The sequence below is a fragment of the Streptomyces sp. NPDC021115 genome, assembly GCF_044333065.1.
Taxonomy (GTDB): domain Bacteria; phylum Actinomycetota; class Actinomycetes; order Streptomycetales; family Streptomycetaceae; genus Streptomyces.
The window spans coordinates 357,132-372,118 of sequence record NZ_JBIRQF010000006.1; the positions used below are offsets into that span (position 1 = coordinate 357,132).

Genomic DNA, 14,987 nt, shown 5'->3' on the forward strand with positions numbered 1-14,987 from the left:
TGGCGGTGACGCCGGTGAAACGGGGGGAAGACGAGTGTCGTTGCGCGATCTGGTCCGTGCGGAAGCGGCCGCGTCGATGTCCCCTGCGGAGCGGCTGGCGGCGATGCGGCAGTGGCGTCTGTACTTCCAGCGGCCGGAAGAGCCGGGCTTTCTGGTCTCCGAGACCGATGAGGGCCCGATGGTGCCGGTGTTCACCTCATGGGAAAGGCTCGCGCTGTTCGCCGGCCCATGCGGATGGGCGTCGACGACGGTGGCGGACCTGGCCGAGCTGTTGCCCGAGGGCGTGCGCGCGCTGGTGGACCCGCTGGGCCCCAGGACGTTCGTGCTCGATACCGAAGCGCTGAAGGCCGCGGACGACCAGGGGGAACGCGATGGCGGAGCATGACGGCGGGGCGGCGAGTTCCGGTGGGGCCGACGGTCCGAAGCCGGGCGACGGCTACAAGATCCAGATCGCCTCGGTGCGGAAGGTGCTGACTCCGTTGGAGGAGTCCGTGGTCGCCGCGCGGAAGATCAAGGGCGACTGGGAGAAGCTGGCCGAACACATTCAGAACTCGGCCGACTTCGACATCTACGACTCGACCGAGAAGATGCTCTCGTCCTGGGGCTTCGGCATGGGCCGGGTCGCCGAGCACACGGACACGGTGGTGGCGACGCTGCGCCAGGTGATCGCCGCGTACATGCTGGCGGATCTGCTGCGCATCAAGGATTTCGCGCCCACCGAGGACAACATCGCGAAACTTCCCTTCGGCGAGGCCGGTATGAAGGCCTGGGAGGAAGGCTCGCGGCCGAAATTCGATCCGCCGCCGGAGATCTACCAGGAACCGTGGCTCGACGATGGCGGCAGCGGCGGCGGTAACGACAGTGGGGGCACGGGCGGGACGTACGAGCCGCCCAAGAATCCCCGCAAGCTCTACAACGGGGGATGGGTGGATGACGGCGGGTCGAAGGGGACGATCGCGTGACGCAGCGTGATGCGGTCGAGGGCGGGGCGACCGAGCGCATACCGCCCCATGCGAAACCGTCCGACGTCATTCCCGGAAAACCCTCGGACATTGAGGATCTGGCGGTCAAACTCCGCGCGTACGCGGGGGCGTTCAAGGACGGATACGACCAGCTCGACGTCCTGTCGCTCATGGACTGGACCGGTGCGGCTTCGGAAGAGTTCCAGCAGACGACCCGGAAACTGCCCCGCGAACTGGAGTCGGCGCAGACCTATTTCAAAGCCGCCGCGAACGCGCTGGACGACTACGCGGAGAAGCTGCGGTCTGTCCAGAAGCGGGTCAAACCGATCATCGACGACGCCGATGACGCGCGGGCGAAGTCCAAGAGTCATTGGACGAAGGTCACCGACTACAACGCGGCGGTGGACCGCAAGCACGAGACGCTGCCCGAGCGTCCGCCGGACGATGACCCGGGGCTGGCCGCGCTGGAGAAGTGCTACGGCCGGCTGGACAAGCTGGAGGGTGAGCTTCAGCCCGTCATCGACGCGGCCAAGCACAAAATCGACAAGGCCGCCAGGAAGGCCCCGGACAAGCCTCCGGGCCCCAGCGGCATGCAGAGGTTCAAGGATTTCCTCGGCGGCGCGGGCGACACCGTGGGCGGCTGGTACGAGGGCTTCGACGACATGGTCCACGACGGGCCCGACGGCGTCGGCCTGCAGCTCGCGGGCACGGTCGACGGCGTCGCCTATGCCGCCGCGCACCCCAAGGAGTTCGCCAAGGCCGCCGTCAACTGGGACGAATGGCAGAAGAACCCCGCCCGCGCCGCCGGCCAGCTCACCCCCGAAATCCTCCTGGCCCTGGCCAGCGGCGGCGCCGGAGCCGCACGCCGCGGCGCCGGCGCGGCCAAGAACGCCGCCCAGCGCCTCCTCAGCCGCGAACGCGGACTGCGCCGTGACGGCAGCGCACGCGAGCACGCCGACCACGACCCGAAAAAGAGCTGTGTCTCGGACGGCGAGAAGAAGTGTGACGGCGATCCGGTCGATGTCGCGACGGGCGAGATGGTCATGTCCGCCACCGACATCACCCTCCCCGGCGCGCTGCCCCTGGTGCTGAAGCGGCACTACGTCTCGGGCCATCCGTGCGGCGGCTGGTTCGGCCGTACCTGGGCCGGCACCCTTGACCAGCGGCTCGAGCTGGACGACAAGGGCGTCGTCTTCGTCACCGACGACGGCATGCTCCTCACCTACCCGGTGCCGCAGCCCGACGTCCCCGTGCTGCCCACCCACGGGCCGCGCTGGCCGCTGTGCTGGGACGGCAAACCGGACGGCACGTTCACCGTCACCGCCCAAGAACACAACCGCACCCTGCACTTCGCCCCCCTCCCGACGGGCGGCCGGGAACTGGCCCTGACCGCGATCACCGACCGCACCGGGACCGGCGACCGCATCGACATCGCCTACGACGAACACGGCGCGCCGACGCAGGTCACCCACTCCGGCGGCTACCGCATCGCCGTCGACACCGATCCGAAGCTCCTGCGGATCACCTCTCTGCGGCTGCTGCACGGCCAGGAGCATGAGCAGAGCACGACGCTGGTCTCCTTCGGCTACAACCAGGCCGGAGACATGACCGAGGTCATCAACTCCACTGGTCTGCCGCTGCGGTACCAGTACGACGACGAGCACCGCGTCACCTCCTGGATCGACCGCAACGGCACCTGCTTCGCCTACGTCTACGACCACCGCGGCCGCATCCTGCGCTGCATCGGCCCCGACGGCTTCATGTCGGGCCGTCTCCACTACGACACCGCCGCCCGCACCACCCGCTACACCGATTCCCAGGGCAACACCACCACCTACGTCTGCAACGAGGCGTACAAGGTGATCGCGGAAACGGACCCGCTGGGCAACACCACCCGCACCGAATGGGATCCCGGCAACCGCCACCCCGTCGCCGTCACCGACCCGTTGGGTCACACCACCCGCTACCGCTACGACGACGAGGACCGGCTCATCGCCGTCGAACGTCCCGACGGCACCGTGGCCGAAGCCGTCCACGACGCCTGGGGCCTGCCGCTGGAGATCCGCGAGCCGGACGGCTCGACCTGGCGCCACACCTACGACGAGCGCGGCGCCCGCACCGCCACCACCGACCCCACCGGCGCCACCACCCACTACGCCTACAACGCGCGCGGCCACCTCACCGCCATCACCGACGCCCTGGGCCACACCACTGAGGTCACCCCGAACGCGGCGGGCCTACCGGTCGCGGTCACCGACCCGCTGGGGCAGACCACCGAGGTCCGCCGCGGCCCGCACGGCCGCATCACGGCCGTCACCGATCCCCTGGGGCATACGACCCGCCACGGATGGACCATCGAAGGCAAGCCCGCCTGGCGCGAGGCCCCCGACGGCACCCGGGAGGAGTGGCAGTGGGACACCGAGGGCAACCTCGTCACCCACACCGACGCCGCGGGCCACACCACCACCCACACCCACACACACTTCGACCTCCCCGCCACCCGCACCGACCCCGACGGCGCGAGTTACGCCTTCGCGTACGACACCGAGCTGCGTCTGACCCGGGTCACCAACCCCCAGGGCCTGACCTGGGACTACACCTACGACGCGGCGGGCCGCCTCACCGCCGAGACCGACTTCAACGGCGCGACCCGCACCTACGAACACGACGCCGCCGGCCGCCTCACCGCCCACACCAACCCACTCGGCCAAACTCTCCGCTATACCCTCGACCCAGCGGGACAGCCCACCACCCAGCGGGACGAGACCAGCGGTGAAGAGACGACCTACGCCTACGACGCCCACGGCGCCCTCATCCACGCCACAAACGCGGACGCCGAACTGGTACTGGAACGCGACCGCTTGGGACGTCTGGTCGCGGAGACCGTGAACGGCCGCACCACGACCTACGGCTACGACGCGGCAGGCCAACAGACCCACCGTTCTACGCCCTCCGGTCTGATCTCCACTTGGACCTACGATCCCACAGGCCGCCCGGCAACACTCACCACCGCCGACAACACCCTCACCTTCACCTACGACGCGGCGGGCCGCGAAACTCAGCGGGCCATGGGAGCTGCCACCCTCACCCAGGCGTGGGATTCAACGGATCGTCTGGCGGCCCAGTCGCTCTCTTCCGCCCCGGATGACCTTCTCCAACACCGCACCTACGCCTACCGTCCTGACGGCAACGTCACCGAGATTCGCGAACTGGCCACCGGCACACGACACTTCGCCCTCGGACCGACAGGTCGCGTCACCGGCGTACGGGCTCACGGATGGTCCGAGACCTACGCCTACGACACAGCGGGCAACCAAACCCACGCCACAGCCCCAGGACATGACTCAGGCGGTGACCGGGCATACAGCGGCACCCTCATCCGCCATGCGGGCCGCACCACCTACGAACACGACGCCGCGGGCCGCCTCATCCGCAAAGCCCGCAAACTCCCGAGCGGTCAAACTCACACTTGGACCTACACCTGGAACGCCCAAGACCAGCTCACCAAGACCACCACTCCGCTCGGCGAGGAGTGGACGTACACCTACGACCCCCTGGGGCGCCGCCTCACGAAAAGCAGCCCGGACGGAACACCCCTGACCTTCACCTGGGACGGCACCCGCCTCGCCGAGCAAGCCACCCATGACGGTGCCACCACCACCTGGAACTACAGCCCCGACACCCACTGCCCTCTGACCCAAACTCACCGCGAACCGGGCACCACCCGCCACTACGCCATCATCACCGACACTGTCGGCACCCCCACCGAACTCCTCACCCCCGACGGTCGTTTGGCCTGGCAACACCGCACCACCCTCTGGGGCACCCCCCTCCCCACCCCACCCGTCGGTGAGGGGAGCGTCGACTGCCCCCTGCGCTTCCCCGGCCAATACGCCGACCCTGAAACCGGCCTGAACTACAACCACTTCCGCTACTACGATCCCGAAACCGCCCGCTACCTCACCTCGGATCCGATCGGTCTCGCCGGTGGCTACGCGCCGCACAGTTACGTTCCCAACCCATTCAGGTGGCTCGACCCTCTCGGACTGTCCCTCCTCGACGTCAGCAAGAACGGCGTGCACATCGTCGTGCACGAGTACGACGTCGACAAGCCGGCGCACGCTCATGTGACTGGTGGCGGGGGCCGCGAGGTCAGGATCGGGCCGAACGGTCACCCCCTCGACGGTCAACCAGAGCTCACGCGCACCCAGCGACAAGCGGTGGAACATTACAAGACGGAGATCAGGAAGGCTGTCAGGAAGCTCGGCAGGCGAAATCAGGCGGAGGAGCAGGCTGAACGAGAGCGGCGCGAGGCCGCCAAGAACCAGCCCTGCAAAAAAGGATGAAGCGATGACATTGCATTCCGATGTGGCCGAGTTGCTTGCGGGGGCCGGCATCGTCGACGTGGACGTCGACGATGCCGTCGCGGACGAGCACGTCCGATCGTCCGCGTACCAACGCGTCGTCTCGGTAATCGCTTCCTCGCGGAGCCGCGACCGAGACCGCGAGATTGTGGCCACGATTCTGCGGGACCCCATCGAGATGGTGTCCAAGACGGCCGTGGTCGCCCTCGTGGACAGGATCGCGATGAAGGTGACCGGTCCTGCCGAGTTCCGGCAGTGGTCGGCCGAACTACTGCCAGTCATCGACCAGTTCAAGGCGGAGGGGAACCGCGAGTTCATTCGCCGCCGCATCCACGACTGGCTGTTCTACCTGTCCATCGAGGACGGTCACGTGCCGACACCGGCCGAGTTGGCGCAGGTCACGGACTGGATGCAGCGCGTCCTCGCCGAGGAGTCGACGTCGCCGGCGGTACTCGCACTGATCGCCGAGTCAGGCAACACGAAGAAGACACGAAACATCGCGAAGAACCGGGCCGGAAGCCGCAGGCTGTGAACGAAATCGGGACGGTCGTGCGGCGCCGTTGACCGCGGATGACGCACTCGATGCAGAGCTCGGCCACCAACCGCTCGGTGGTACAGCGGGTCACGTCGACACCTTTGCGATGCAGCCGACGTAAAGGTGCCCTCCTCCTGCCTGGCCACCGCGCTGTTCAGCAGCCGCTTTCGGTCGATAGTGTGGCTGCACCGTAGCGGGCCGTTTTCGCTCCGTGTTGCGCGACAGGATGCCCTGTGGCTTTTCCCCCACCCCCACGGACCTCAAGGCCTGTCCGGAATGGGCATTGTTGTCGCACTAAGGACATCGAACATGGAATTCCCCCCGTCCGAGCTGGCCTCCCTGGCCGTTGAGCCGCTCATGACCCGGGACTTCGAGACCCGGCCCGGGTCGGTCTACGCGCGGCTGCGGGGACGGTACGGGCCGGTGGCGCCCGTCGACCTCTACGGGGTCCCAGTGTGGCTGGTTCTCGGCTACCGCGAGGTGTGGGAGGTCCTGCGGGACGAGACCACGTGGAAGAAGGACGTCAGCCACTGGAGGCTGCTGCGCGACGGCGGCGTACCGTCCGACTGGCCGCATCTGCCCGCCTATCAGGTCAGCCACCTGCTGCTGACCGACGACCAGGAGCGCAAGGCCAGGCGCGCTGCCGTGGACGAGGCCCTCGGCCCCTTCCAGGACACCCGGGCGCCGCAGTCCTGGGAACTGTCGAAGGCCATCTCCCGGCACGCCGACGAGCTGATCACCTTCTTCGCTGACGGCAGCGACGGCGGATGGGTGGACCTGGGCGCCCAGTTCGCGCGCCCGCTCCCGCTGATGGTCGTCAACCGGCTGTTCGGCTTCCCGGTCGACCAGGGCGACGACGTCTTCATGGACTCCTGGCGCATGGTCGACGGCGGCCCGGACGCCGGTGCGGCCGTCGGGCGGCTGGTGGCGGCGACCACCGAACTGGCCGCGTACAAGCGGGAGCACCCGGGCGACGACCTGACCACCCGGCTGCTCGCCGTCGACCCTCCGCTGACGGTGGAGCAGATCGGTCTCGAGCTGTACGCGATCCTCGTCATCACCGCCGAGCTGGTCAGCAACGCCATCACCAACAGCGTGCTGGAGGTGCTGGACGGCGAGTCGGGAGCGCAGGCCGGTCTCATGGCGGGCCCCACCGAGGAGCTGGTCAACCGCGTCCACATCGCCTCGCCCCCGTGGGTCAACCTCACCGCCCGCTACCCGGCGGTCGACACCGACCTGGGGGACTTCCGGCTCGCCGCGGGCGACATGGTCCTCCCCTCGATCGCCGCCGCGCACGGCGACCCGCTGTTCACGACGACCAGCAGTTACGAGCGATCGGTCAGCTCCCGCGCCCATCTGGCCTGGGGCACGGGCCCGCACCAGTGCCCGGGGCGGGAACTCGCGGACATGATCGTGACCACGGCGGTGGGCAAGCTGTTCGAGCGGTGCGACTTCGAACTGGGTCTGCCCGCCGACCAGTTGCCGTGGCGCTCGTCCACGTACGTACGCGGCCTGAAGTCCTTCCCGGTCCGCTTCCGGATGCGCGCCCGACCCCCGGCGCTTCCCGCTCTGGCCCTCCCCGCCCCCGCCGAGGCCCCCGACCCCGCCGCCGAAGCCACCACCCCCGCCGCCCGGCCGGAACGGCCGCGCTCCGCGCTCTGGCGGTTTCTGGCGAGCCTGCGCCGGGGGTAGCGCCCGGCCCGCACCGGCGCACGCTTTACTCGTTGTAGGGCCGCGGCGGTGAGAGAATGGTCTGGGGTAGCGACGGGTCCGTCTATTACATGCCGACGCACTACCAAACCTATATCGTTGTGGAGAGTCCGAAACGGCGATGGATCAGAGCTCGTGGGTTCAAGTTAAGCCCTGGCTTCACCTCGTGGGGCCGGATTCCCGTGTTCCGGCACGAAGCTTGCTTCCTCTACCGGGGTCAACGTTCACGGCATGGATGGACGGAACTCGTATGGGGACGCTCGACGGAGTGTTTCAGAGTTTTTGGGATGGGTTCAGGCTTCCGGATTACTTCGGATGGAATCTTTGAGAGGGCCAGATTCCAGATCGTTCTCGAATGCAGTGAGGACGGCCTCTCGCGCATGCGCGAAGCCACCTCCCACCTGTGTTGAGTTGATGACGAGGGACCCGAAGGGTCTGGACGCGGCAGGACGCGATGTTCGCAGGAGGCGCTGTGAAATATGAGCCAGTGGAATCGATTTCGGTAGTCGATGTCGCCGCGGCCCGGGACGAAGACACGTCAACGGTCGGCGTCCTCGACCGCGTCACCGTAGTGGCCGTGTTGGACAAGGTCGTGCAGGGCTTGGCCGAGCCCGGCGAGCTCTCTCTCTGGGCGCACACCGTGCACTTTCGCGAAGATGTGGAGCTTGAAGAGGGGCACGAGGACCCGCTGACGCAGTTCCTGTTCGAGGTCTCAACGCCTGAGCTGTTCGAAGCCGTCACACCCGACCTCTGCCACCGCTGGCTGAGCAGACTCCGCACGTCTCTGGCGACGTCGGCAGTCGACGAAGCTTAAAAGTCAGCCTGAGGCCTGATGGAATACCCCTCGTAAGGGGCCGAGCTCTCCGCGATCAGGCACCAGTCCGAGCCGGTCGTGATGTGGGTGGATACCTCTGCGCTGTCGATCAGCCACACATCCAGCGGGCCTGAGCGAGTCCCGGCGCCGTGCAGATGCCAGGCGGCGATCACGTGCTCAAGACGTCGGCCGGCCAGGTACTCAGGACGTCCGCCGTCCCCGCGCAACGGGCACTCGTTCAACCGCATGGACTTCACTCGGCGACCGTACCTTTGATCATCTGGAGGACTTAGTACGTGGACGGCATTTCCTTCTTGGCGGACCTCATCACCACTGGTCGGCTTCATGGCATCGGCCCCGGAGCCTCAATTGAGGAGGTTGGTCAGGCGGTGAAGGCTGTCTTCATCGAAGTGGTCGACGAAGACCATGGAATGCTGCGCAGGGACTACGGATTCGTAGAGCTGTATTTCTCTGGTGGGTCCGGGAAGTGGGTCATGACCGGCGGGACCATCGAGACGCACCGGCTGGCGGCTGACGGCGAGGGCATGGCGGAGGAGTGGCGCCGGGAGATGGGCGTCGACTTTCCCGCGTGCTGCTCATGGGCCGAGCTGCGGGACGAGTTGTCCAGGACGTCGGGGGTGCCCGAGTTCGATCGCGTACGGCAGGGCGGCTACCTCGAATACCGGGCGCGGGAGACCAACGTCTCCGTGTTCGTGGTCGACGATCGGGCTGAGCGTGATCATTGGCCGGGCAGAGGGGATGTCTGGAGCGTCGGGTTCAGCTTGAAGAGGTAGGGAGTTGACTTCGGAAGATCTTCGACGCCGACGGGTCGCGAACGCCGGGAATCGGAACTACTACGAGAGTCCTCAAGACAGCTGATGGCCCCCCGTCCGGGCATATCGGCCCGGGGCGATGCCCACGATCCGCTTGAAGTGGCGCGTGAGGTGCGACTGGTCGTAGAGGCCCACCGCGGTGGCCACCTCGCCCGGGGGCTGGCCGTCGAGGAGGAGGCGGCGGGCCAGGTCGATGCGGCGGGAGGTCACGTACTGGTGCGGGGCGATGCCGTACGCGGTACTGAAGGCGCGTACGAGGTGGGCGGGGTGGGCGTGGAGGAGGCGGGCGGCCTCCTCCAGGGTGGGGGCTTCGACGAAGCGTTCGTCGAGGAGGTCCCGGAGGTTCTGGGCGATGCCGGGGTGGGGCGCCGCCCAGGGGGCGGTCAGCCTCGGGCGCAGGTGCTCGCGCAGGCGCTGGCTGATGAGGGCCAGGCGGCTCTCCGCCTCGAGTTCGTCCCCCGGGCTGGCGAGGGCGGCGTGCAGCTGGCCGATGCGTCGGCGCAGAAGGGGGTCGGTGAGGTCCGGGCCGTCGACGGCCGGGCCGATGAGGCTGGCGTCCAGTTGCGTCATGTCGAGGTAGATCACGCGCTTGCGGAAGCCGTGCGCGGTGGCGGGCGAGCCGTTGTGCGGGACCTGCGGCGGCAGCAGGCTGACGGTGTCGTTCGGGGTGCCGCGCTCATGGCGGTCCAGGTCGTAGCGGACGGCGCCGTCGTCGACGATCAGCAAAGTCCAGGCATCGTGGACGTGCATGGGGTACGCGTGCTCGGTGAAATGGGCGTGGAAGACCTCGCTCACGCCCGGGACCGACGGGCGCCAAGCAGAGATCTCCTGTGGGGACCGGGGCGCCATGCAAAGAACGTACAAGACGCGCAAGGGGCGCAGCCGCCAGTCTCGAAGCATGAGCACGACGAATGATGAGAGCGCCCCCGTACGGTTCGATACGAAGATCGCCGTACTGCTGCGCGACGACCTGGAGACCTGGCAGCGGCTGAATGTGACCGCGTTCCTCGTCAGCGGGCTCGGCGCAACGGCACCCGAGGTGATCGGCGAGCCGTACGCGGACGCCGACGGCACGGCGTACCTGCCGATGTTCCGCCAGCCGGTGCTGGTCTTCGAGGGGGCGAAGGAGACGCTGACGACGGCGCACAGCCGTGCGCTGTCCCGCGCGCTGCCGAGGGCGTTGTTCACGTCGGATCTGTTCAGCACGGGCAACGACCGGGACAACCGGGCTGCCGTACGGGCCGTGGGCACCGACCAGCTGGACCTGGTCGGGCTGGCGGTCTACGGGCCGCGCAACGCGGTGGACAAGGTCCTCAAGGGCGCGCGGATGCACCACTGAGCAGGCCGACCGTGCGGCCGGCCGGCCTGCCTCGCGCTACCTGACCTTCGCGGCGACGGTGCGGACGAGTTCGGGGGTCACCTTGTCGCGCCAGTCGAAGGGCGCCGGGTCCTGCTTGCCTTCGAACGTCGCGGTGGTCTGCCCGCCGACCGTGAACATGAGCGGGCCCTTGCGGCACGTCCAGTTCTGGTCGAGAGCGAAGGCCATGACGCACTTGTCCGCCCCACCCGTACTCCCGCCGGGATTGGTTCCCGGCGCGCCACGCTCGAAGTAGTCCGCTATCAGCTTGGGATCGGCCACGGCGTCGATGCGGATCCAGGCCTGCGTGGCGCTGTACGTCTCGCCCGGCAGCCGCATGACGTAGTCGCACTCGCCGGACGGGGCCCGGTTGCTCTCCTTCCATGAGGAGTCCGTGCGGAAGTCCTTGATCGAGAGCGCGGAGACCGGGCGGTCGGCCTGCCGGATGTCTTCGGCGTCCGGAAGGATCGCCGCGATGTCCTCTTGGGTCACCAAGGAGCAGGCGTCCGGCCACTCGTCGGCGGGCAGGATCTTTCCGTCCTTCAGGGTGGGCACGTTGGCGGCCGGCCCTCGCGACGCGGCCTTCCCGACGGACGTCTCCTCGGGGGAACGGGAGATCAGGAGGGTTGCCAGAACGGAGACGGAGGCCACCAGGGCGCCGAGGAGGACCAGCTGGCCTATGTGCTTTTTCTTCACGAGGGTCGATCCTGCCCCACGGGCCCCGGATCGAAGCGCGGACGTGGCGACAGCCGCTTAGCCTGGGGATCATGGAATTCGCGAAGGCCGAGTGGGACCCGGAGCTGCATGGGTTCCGGGTCGATCCGACCGCCTACCTCGCGGAGCTGCCGCGGTTGCGGGAGGCTCTGCCGTCCGGGGCGTGGGCGTTCGCCTCCGACGAGGAGCACTACCGCTTCGGAAGCGGCGCCAGGTGTGTGAAGGATCTGGGGCTGGCCGGGGTCGGCATTCCCGGCCGGAAGGACGGCGGGCTGACGCTCACCTTCGTGCCGGGCAAGTGGAAGCACGACTCCGGGCTGCGGATTCGTTACACCGGCGTACGGCACTTCTCGATCGACTACGCGCATGCCATCGACTGGATGGAGACGGACACCGTCCTGCTCGACGAGATCCTTCCGCATGACGCCGGATGCAGCCATGAGATCGCCCTGACCGATGCGGTGATCATCGTGCACTGCCGGGATCTGGAAGCCGTCTGGGGCGGCGTGTGATGCTGAGGGAATGAACCTGGAGGACTTGGTGCGATTGCGGCGGGCGCGGGACCGGATGGACCGGGACTACGCGCAGCCGCTGGACGTGCCCGCGCTGGCGCGCGGGGCGCTGATGTCGACGGGGCACTTCGCGCGGAGCTTCCGGGATGCCTTCGGGCAGACGCCGTACAGCTACCTGATGACACGCAGGATCGAGCGGGCCAAGGCGTTGCTGCGGAAGGGGGATCTGTCGGTGACGGAGGTCTGCTTCGCGGTCGGGTGTACGTCGCTGGGGTCGTTCAGCTCCCGGTTCACGGAGCTGGTGGGGGAGAGCCCGAGCGCGTACCGGGCGCGCGATCATGCGCAGGTCGCGGGCATCCCGGCATGTGTCGCCATGGTCTTCACCCGACCGGTCAGGAACCCGGTCGGGGACTCGGTCAGGAACCCGGTCAGGAATGGAGAAGCGGAGGCCGCCATCCAGTCGTAGCGTGACAGACATGAACAACATCACGCTTTCGACCTGCTTCATAGCCGTCGACGACCACGACAAGGCACTCGCCTTCTACCGCGACATCCTGGGCCTGGAGGTCCGCAACGACGTCGGATTCGAGGGAATGCGCTGGGTGACCGTGGGCTCGCCCTCGCAGCCGGACGTCAACATCGTCCTGGAACCGCCGCTGGCCAACCCCGACGCCTCACCCGCCGACAAGCAGGCCATGGCGGAGCTCCTCGCCAAGGGCATGCTGCGTGGGGTCCTCTTCGCGTCCGAGGACGTCGACGCGACGTTCGAGCACATCAGGGCGGCGGGCGGCGAGGTGTTGCAGGAGCCGATCGACCAGCCGTACGGCGTCCGCGACTGCGCCTTCCGCGATCCGGCCGGGAATCTGCTGCGCTTCACCCAGCCGAGACGCTAGCTCTGGCTGCCGGACGCCGCCGGGGCGGCGCAGTCGCCGCAGGTGCCGAAGATCTCGATGGTGTGGGCGACGTCCACGAAGCCGTGCTCGGCGGCGATCGCGTCGGCCCACTTCTCGACCGCCGGGCCCTCGACCTCGACCGCCTTGCCGCAGGAGCGGCAGACCAGGTGGTGGTGGTGCTCCTCGCTGTTGCAGCGGCGGTAGACGGCCTCGCCCTCGGTGGTGCGGAGGACGTCGACCTCGCCGGCGTCGGCGAGGGACTGGAGGGTGCGGTAGACGGTGGTCAGGCCGACCGAGTCGCCCCGGTGCTTGAGCATGTCGTGAAGCTCCTGCGCACTGCGGAACTCGTCCACCTCGTCGAGCGCCGCCGCCACCGCGGCGCGCTGCCGGGTGGACCGGCCGCGTACTGGGGGTCCCGCGGTCGCCACAGTTGCCTCCTCATCCTCGCTTGCCCATCAGCGTCCGTCTGCTTGGCCATTGTGCCAGCTAACGGCTCCGCTACGGACTAGCTGTGGATGACTCCGTGCTGACCCCGCGCTACACCAGCACATCGTCCTTCAGGGTGCACTGCCCCTCGGCCGCCGCCGACGGGCGATGGGCGCGCCGTCTGGCCAGGGGCGCGGCGAGCGCGGTGATCACGGCGAAGACGCCGATGGCGAGGACGACGATGCTCGCGCCGGGAGGCACGTTCTTGTAGAAGGAGAAGACAGTGCCGGACAGGGTGACGACGACGCCGATCGCGACCGCCAGCGCCAGCGTCATCGCGAAGCCGCGGGTGGCCTGCTGGGCGGCGGCGACCGGGACCACCATGAGCGCGCTGACCAGCAGCAGACCCACGACCCGCATCGCGACGGTGACCGTGACGGCCGCGGTGACGGCCAGCAGCAGGTTGAGCGTACGGACCGGCAGTCCGGTGACCCGGGCGAACTCCTCGTCCTGGCAGACCGCGAACAGCTGCCGCCGCAGCCCGAGGGTGATCAGCACGACGAAGGCGGCGAGCAGGCTGATCACGACGACGTCCTGCTGCGACACGGTGGTGATCGAGCCGAAGAGGTACGTGGTGAGGTTGGCGTTGGAGCCGGTCGGCGAGAGGTTGATCAGCAGGACGCCGCCCGCCATGCCGCCGTAGAAGAGCATCGCGAGCGCGAGGTCGCCGCGGGTCTTGCCGTACCAGCGGATCAGCTCCATCAGGACGGCGCCGAGGGCGGAGACGAGGACGGCGGTCCAGACCGGGTTGGTGCCGGTCAGGAAGCCGAGCGCGACCCCGGTGAGCGCGACGTGGCCGATGCCGTCGCCCATGATCGCCTGACGGCGCTGGACGAGGTAGATGCCGACGGCGGGGGCGGTGATGCCGACGAGGACGGCGGCGAGCAGGGCCCGCTGCATAAAGGCGTAGTCGAGGACTTCCAGCATGTCAGGTCAGCAACCCTGTCCGGATCGGTTCGGCGTCGGGCGCCGCATGGGGGTGGACGTGATCGTGGCCGGGCAGCGCGTGCTGGCCGACGGCCTCGGGCGGCGGGCCGTCGTGGACGACGCAGCCGTCGCGGAGCACCACCGCGCGGTCGATCAGCGGCTCCAGCGGGCCCAGCTCATGGAGGACGAGGAGGACGGTGGTCCCCGCGGCGACCTGTTCGCGCAGCGTCCCGGCGAGGATCTCCTGGCTGGCCAGGTCGACCCCGGCCATGGGCTCGTCCATGATCAGCAGTTCGGGTTCACCGGCCAGCGCGCGGGCGATCAGCACCCGCTGGTGCTGGCCGCCGGAGAGCGCGCCGACCGGGTCGCGGCTGCGGTCGGCCATGCCGACCAGCTCCAGGGCGCGGCGTACGGCCGCCCGGTCGGCCTTGCGCGGCGGTCCGAACCGGCGGCGGGCCAGCCGCCCGGCCGAGACGACCTCGCGGACGGTCGCGGGGACGCCGCTGGCCGCGGTCGTGCGCTGCGGTACGTAGCCCACGCGGGCCCAGTCGCGGAAGCGGCGGCCGGGGGTGCCGAACAGCGCCAGCTCGCCGCCGGACAGCGGCACCTGGCCGACGACGGCGCGTACGGCGGTCGACTTGCCCGAGCCGTTCGCGCCGAGCAGCGCGACGACCTCGCCGCGGCCGACGGTCAGGTCGATGCCGCGCAGGATGGGGCGGCCGCCGAGCGAGGCGGTGGCGCCGCGCAGCGATATGACCGGGTCGGCGTCGGCGGCCGCCGCTCCGCGTTCGGCCGCTGCCGTCCCGCGTCCGGTCGCTGCCGCGGGGCACGCGCCGGGCCGTACGCCGCCGTCGCCGTCGGGTTCCTTGCTGGTGGCCAT

At 68.8% G+C, this 14,987-nt stretch carries 16 protein-coding genes; 11 read left to right on the plus strand and 5 right to left on the minus strand.

What is annotated here, in order from left to right:
* Nucleotides 1-34 precede the first annotated feature (34 nt).
* From ACH4TL_RS21455 to ACH4TL_RS21485, 7 genes are all read left to right on the plus strand, one after another.
* On the plus strand, nucleotides 35-385 hold the full coding sequence (locus ACH4TL_RS21455; RefSeq protein WP_398316429.1) for an SseB family protein: 351 nt from the start codon (nucleotides 35-37) through the stop codon (nucleotides 383-385).
* A complete protein-coding gene (locus ACH4TL_RS21460) occupies nucleotides 372-962 on the plus strand; it encodes a hypothetical protein (protein WP_398316427.1) in 591 nt (196 codons plus the stop codon). Before ACH4TL_RS21455 ends, ACH4TL_RS21460 begins: the two co-directional genes overlap by 14 nt.
* Nucleotides 959-5,308: a DUF6531 domain-containing protein gene (locus ACH4TL_RS21465; RefSeq protein ID WP_398316425.1), complete on the plus strand. Its 4,350-nt coding sequence runs from the start codon at nucleotides 959-961 to the stop codon at nucleotides 5,306-5,308. The genes ACH4TL_RS21460 and ACH4TL_RS21465 overlap by 4 nt, the downstream gene beginning before the upstream one ends.
* 4 nt (nucleotides 5,309-5,312) lie before the next feature.
* On the plus strand, nucleotides 5,313-5,858 hold the full coding sequence (locus ACH4TL_RS21470; protein WP_398316423.1) for a hypothetical protein: 546 nt from the start codon (nucleotides 5,313-5,315) through the stop codon (nucleotides 5,856-5,858).
* A gap of 312 nt (nucleotides 5,859-6,170) precedes the next feature.
* Nucleotides 6,171-7,553, plus strand: coding sequence for a cytochrome P450 (locus tag ACH4TL_RS21475; protein WP_398316421.1), 1,383 nt, complete (start codon nucleotides 6,171-6,173; stop codon nucleotides 7,551-7,553).
* Between the two features lie 472 nt (nucleotides 7,554-8,025).
* Nucleotides 8,026-8,385 (plus strand): hypothetical protein, encoded by a 360-nt coding sequence (locus ACH4TL_RS21480; RefSeq protein ID WP_398316419.1) that lies wholly within the window; start codon nucleotides 8,026-8,028, stop codon nucleotides 8,383-8,385.
* 296 nt (nucleotides 8,386-8,681) lie between these two features.
* A complete protein-coding gene (locus ACH4TL_RS21485) occupies nucleotides 8,682-9,179 on the plus strand; it encodes a hypothetical protein (RefSeq protein ID WP_398316417.1) in 498 nt (165 codons plus the stop codon).
* A gap of 72 nt (nucleotides 9,180-9,251) precedes the next feature.
* Here the strand turns inward: ACH4TL_RS21485 and ACH4TL_RS21490 are convergent, their stop codons facing one another.
* Nucleotides 9,252-10,067, minus strand: coding sequence for an AraC family transcriptional regulator (locus tag ACH4TL_RS21490; RefSeq protein ID WP_398316416.1), 816 nt, complete (start codon nucleotides 10,065-10,067; stop codon nucleotides 9,252-9,254).
* 49 nt (nucleotides 10,068-10,116) lie between these two features.
* On the opposite strand from ACH4TL_RS21490, the gene ACH4TL_RS21495 reads away from it, so the two are divergent.
* Nucleotides 10,117-10,557, plus strand: a complete 441-nt coding sequence (locus ACH4TL_RS21495; RefSeq protein ID WP_398316414.1) for a DUF2000 family protein — start codon at nucleotides 10,117-10,119, stop codon at nucleotides 10,555-10,557.
* 36 nt (nucleotides 10,558-10,593) lie between these two features.
* On the opposite strand, the gene ACH4TL_RS21500 is transcribed toward ACH4TL_RS21495, so the two are convergent.
* The gene (locus tag ACH4TL_RS21500) at nucleotides 10,594-11,271 is read right to left on the minus strand and encodes a hypothetical protein (protein WP_398316412.1); all 678 of its coding nucleotides are present in this window, start codon (nucleotides 11,269-11,271) and stop codon (nucleotides 10,594-10,596) included.
* Between the two features lie 71 nt (nucleotides 11,272-11,342).
* On the opposite strand from ACH4TL_RS21500, the gene ACH4TL_RS21505 reads away from it, so the two are divergent.
* The 3 genes from ACH4TL_RS21505 to ACH4TL_RS21515 are packed head-to-tail and all read left to right on the plus strand — an operon-like array spanning nucleotide 11,343 to nucleotide 12,694.
* The gene (locus ACH4TL_RS21505; protein ID WP_398316410.1) at nucleotides 11,343-11,801 is read left to right on the plus strand and encodes a hypothetical protein; all 459 of its coding nucleotides are present in this window, start codon (nucleotides 11,343-11,345) and stop codon (nucleotides 11,799-11,801) included.
* A 10-nt stretch (nucleotides 11,802-11,811) separates the two neighbouring features.
* On the plus strand, nucleotides 11,812-12,267 hold the full coding sequence (locus ACH4TL_RS21510) for a helix-turn-helix transcriptional regulator (protein WP_398316408.1): 456 nt from the start codon (nucleotides 11,812-11,814) through the stop codon (nucleotides 12,265-12,267).
* Nucleotides 12,236-12,694 (plus strand): VOC family protein, encoded by a 459-nt coding sequence (locus ACH4TL_RS21515; protein ID WP_398316406.1) that lies wholly within the window; start codon nucleotides 12,236-12,238, stop codon nucleotides 12,692-12,694. Before ACH4TL_RS21510 ends, ACH4TL_RS21515 begins: the two co-directional genes overlap by 32 nt.
* Here ACH4TL_RS21515 and ACH4TL_RS21520 read toward each other — a convergent pair.
* The 3 genes from ACH4TL_RS21520 to ACH4TL_RS21530 all read right to left on the minus strand — a co-directional run bounded on the left by ACH4TL_RS21520 (nucleotide 12,691) and on the right by ACH4TL_RS21530 (nucleotide 14,987).
* Nucleotides 12,691-13,122, minus strand: a complete 432-nt coding sequence (locus ACH4TL_RS21520) for a Fur family transcriptional regulator (RefSeq protein WP_398316404.1) — start codon at nucleotides 13,120-13,122, stop codon at nucleotides 12,691-12,693. The genes ACH4TL_RS21515 and ACH4TL_RS21520 overlap by 4 nt on opposite strands.
* 109 nt (nucleotides 13,123-13,231) lie before the next feature.
* Nucleotides 13,232-14,107, minus strand: a complete 876-nt coding sequence (locus tag ACH4TL_RS21525; protein WP_398316402.1) for a metal ABC transporter permease — start codon at nucleotides 14,105-14,107, stop codon at nucleotides 13,232-13,234.
* A 1-nt stretch (nucleotide 14,108) separates the two neighbouring features.
* Entirely contained in the window at nucleotides 14,109-14,987 is an 879-nt protein-coding gene (locus ACH4TL_RS21530; protein WP_398316400.1) for a metal ABC transporter ATP-binding protein, read from the minus strand.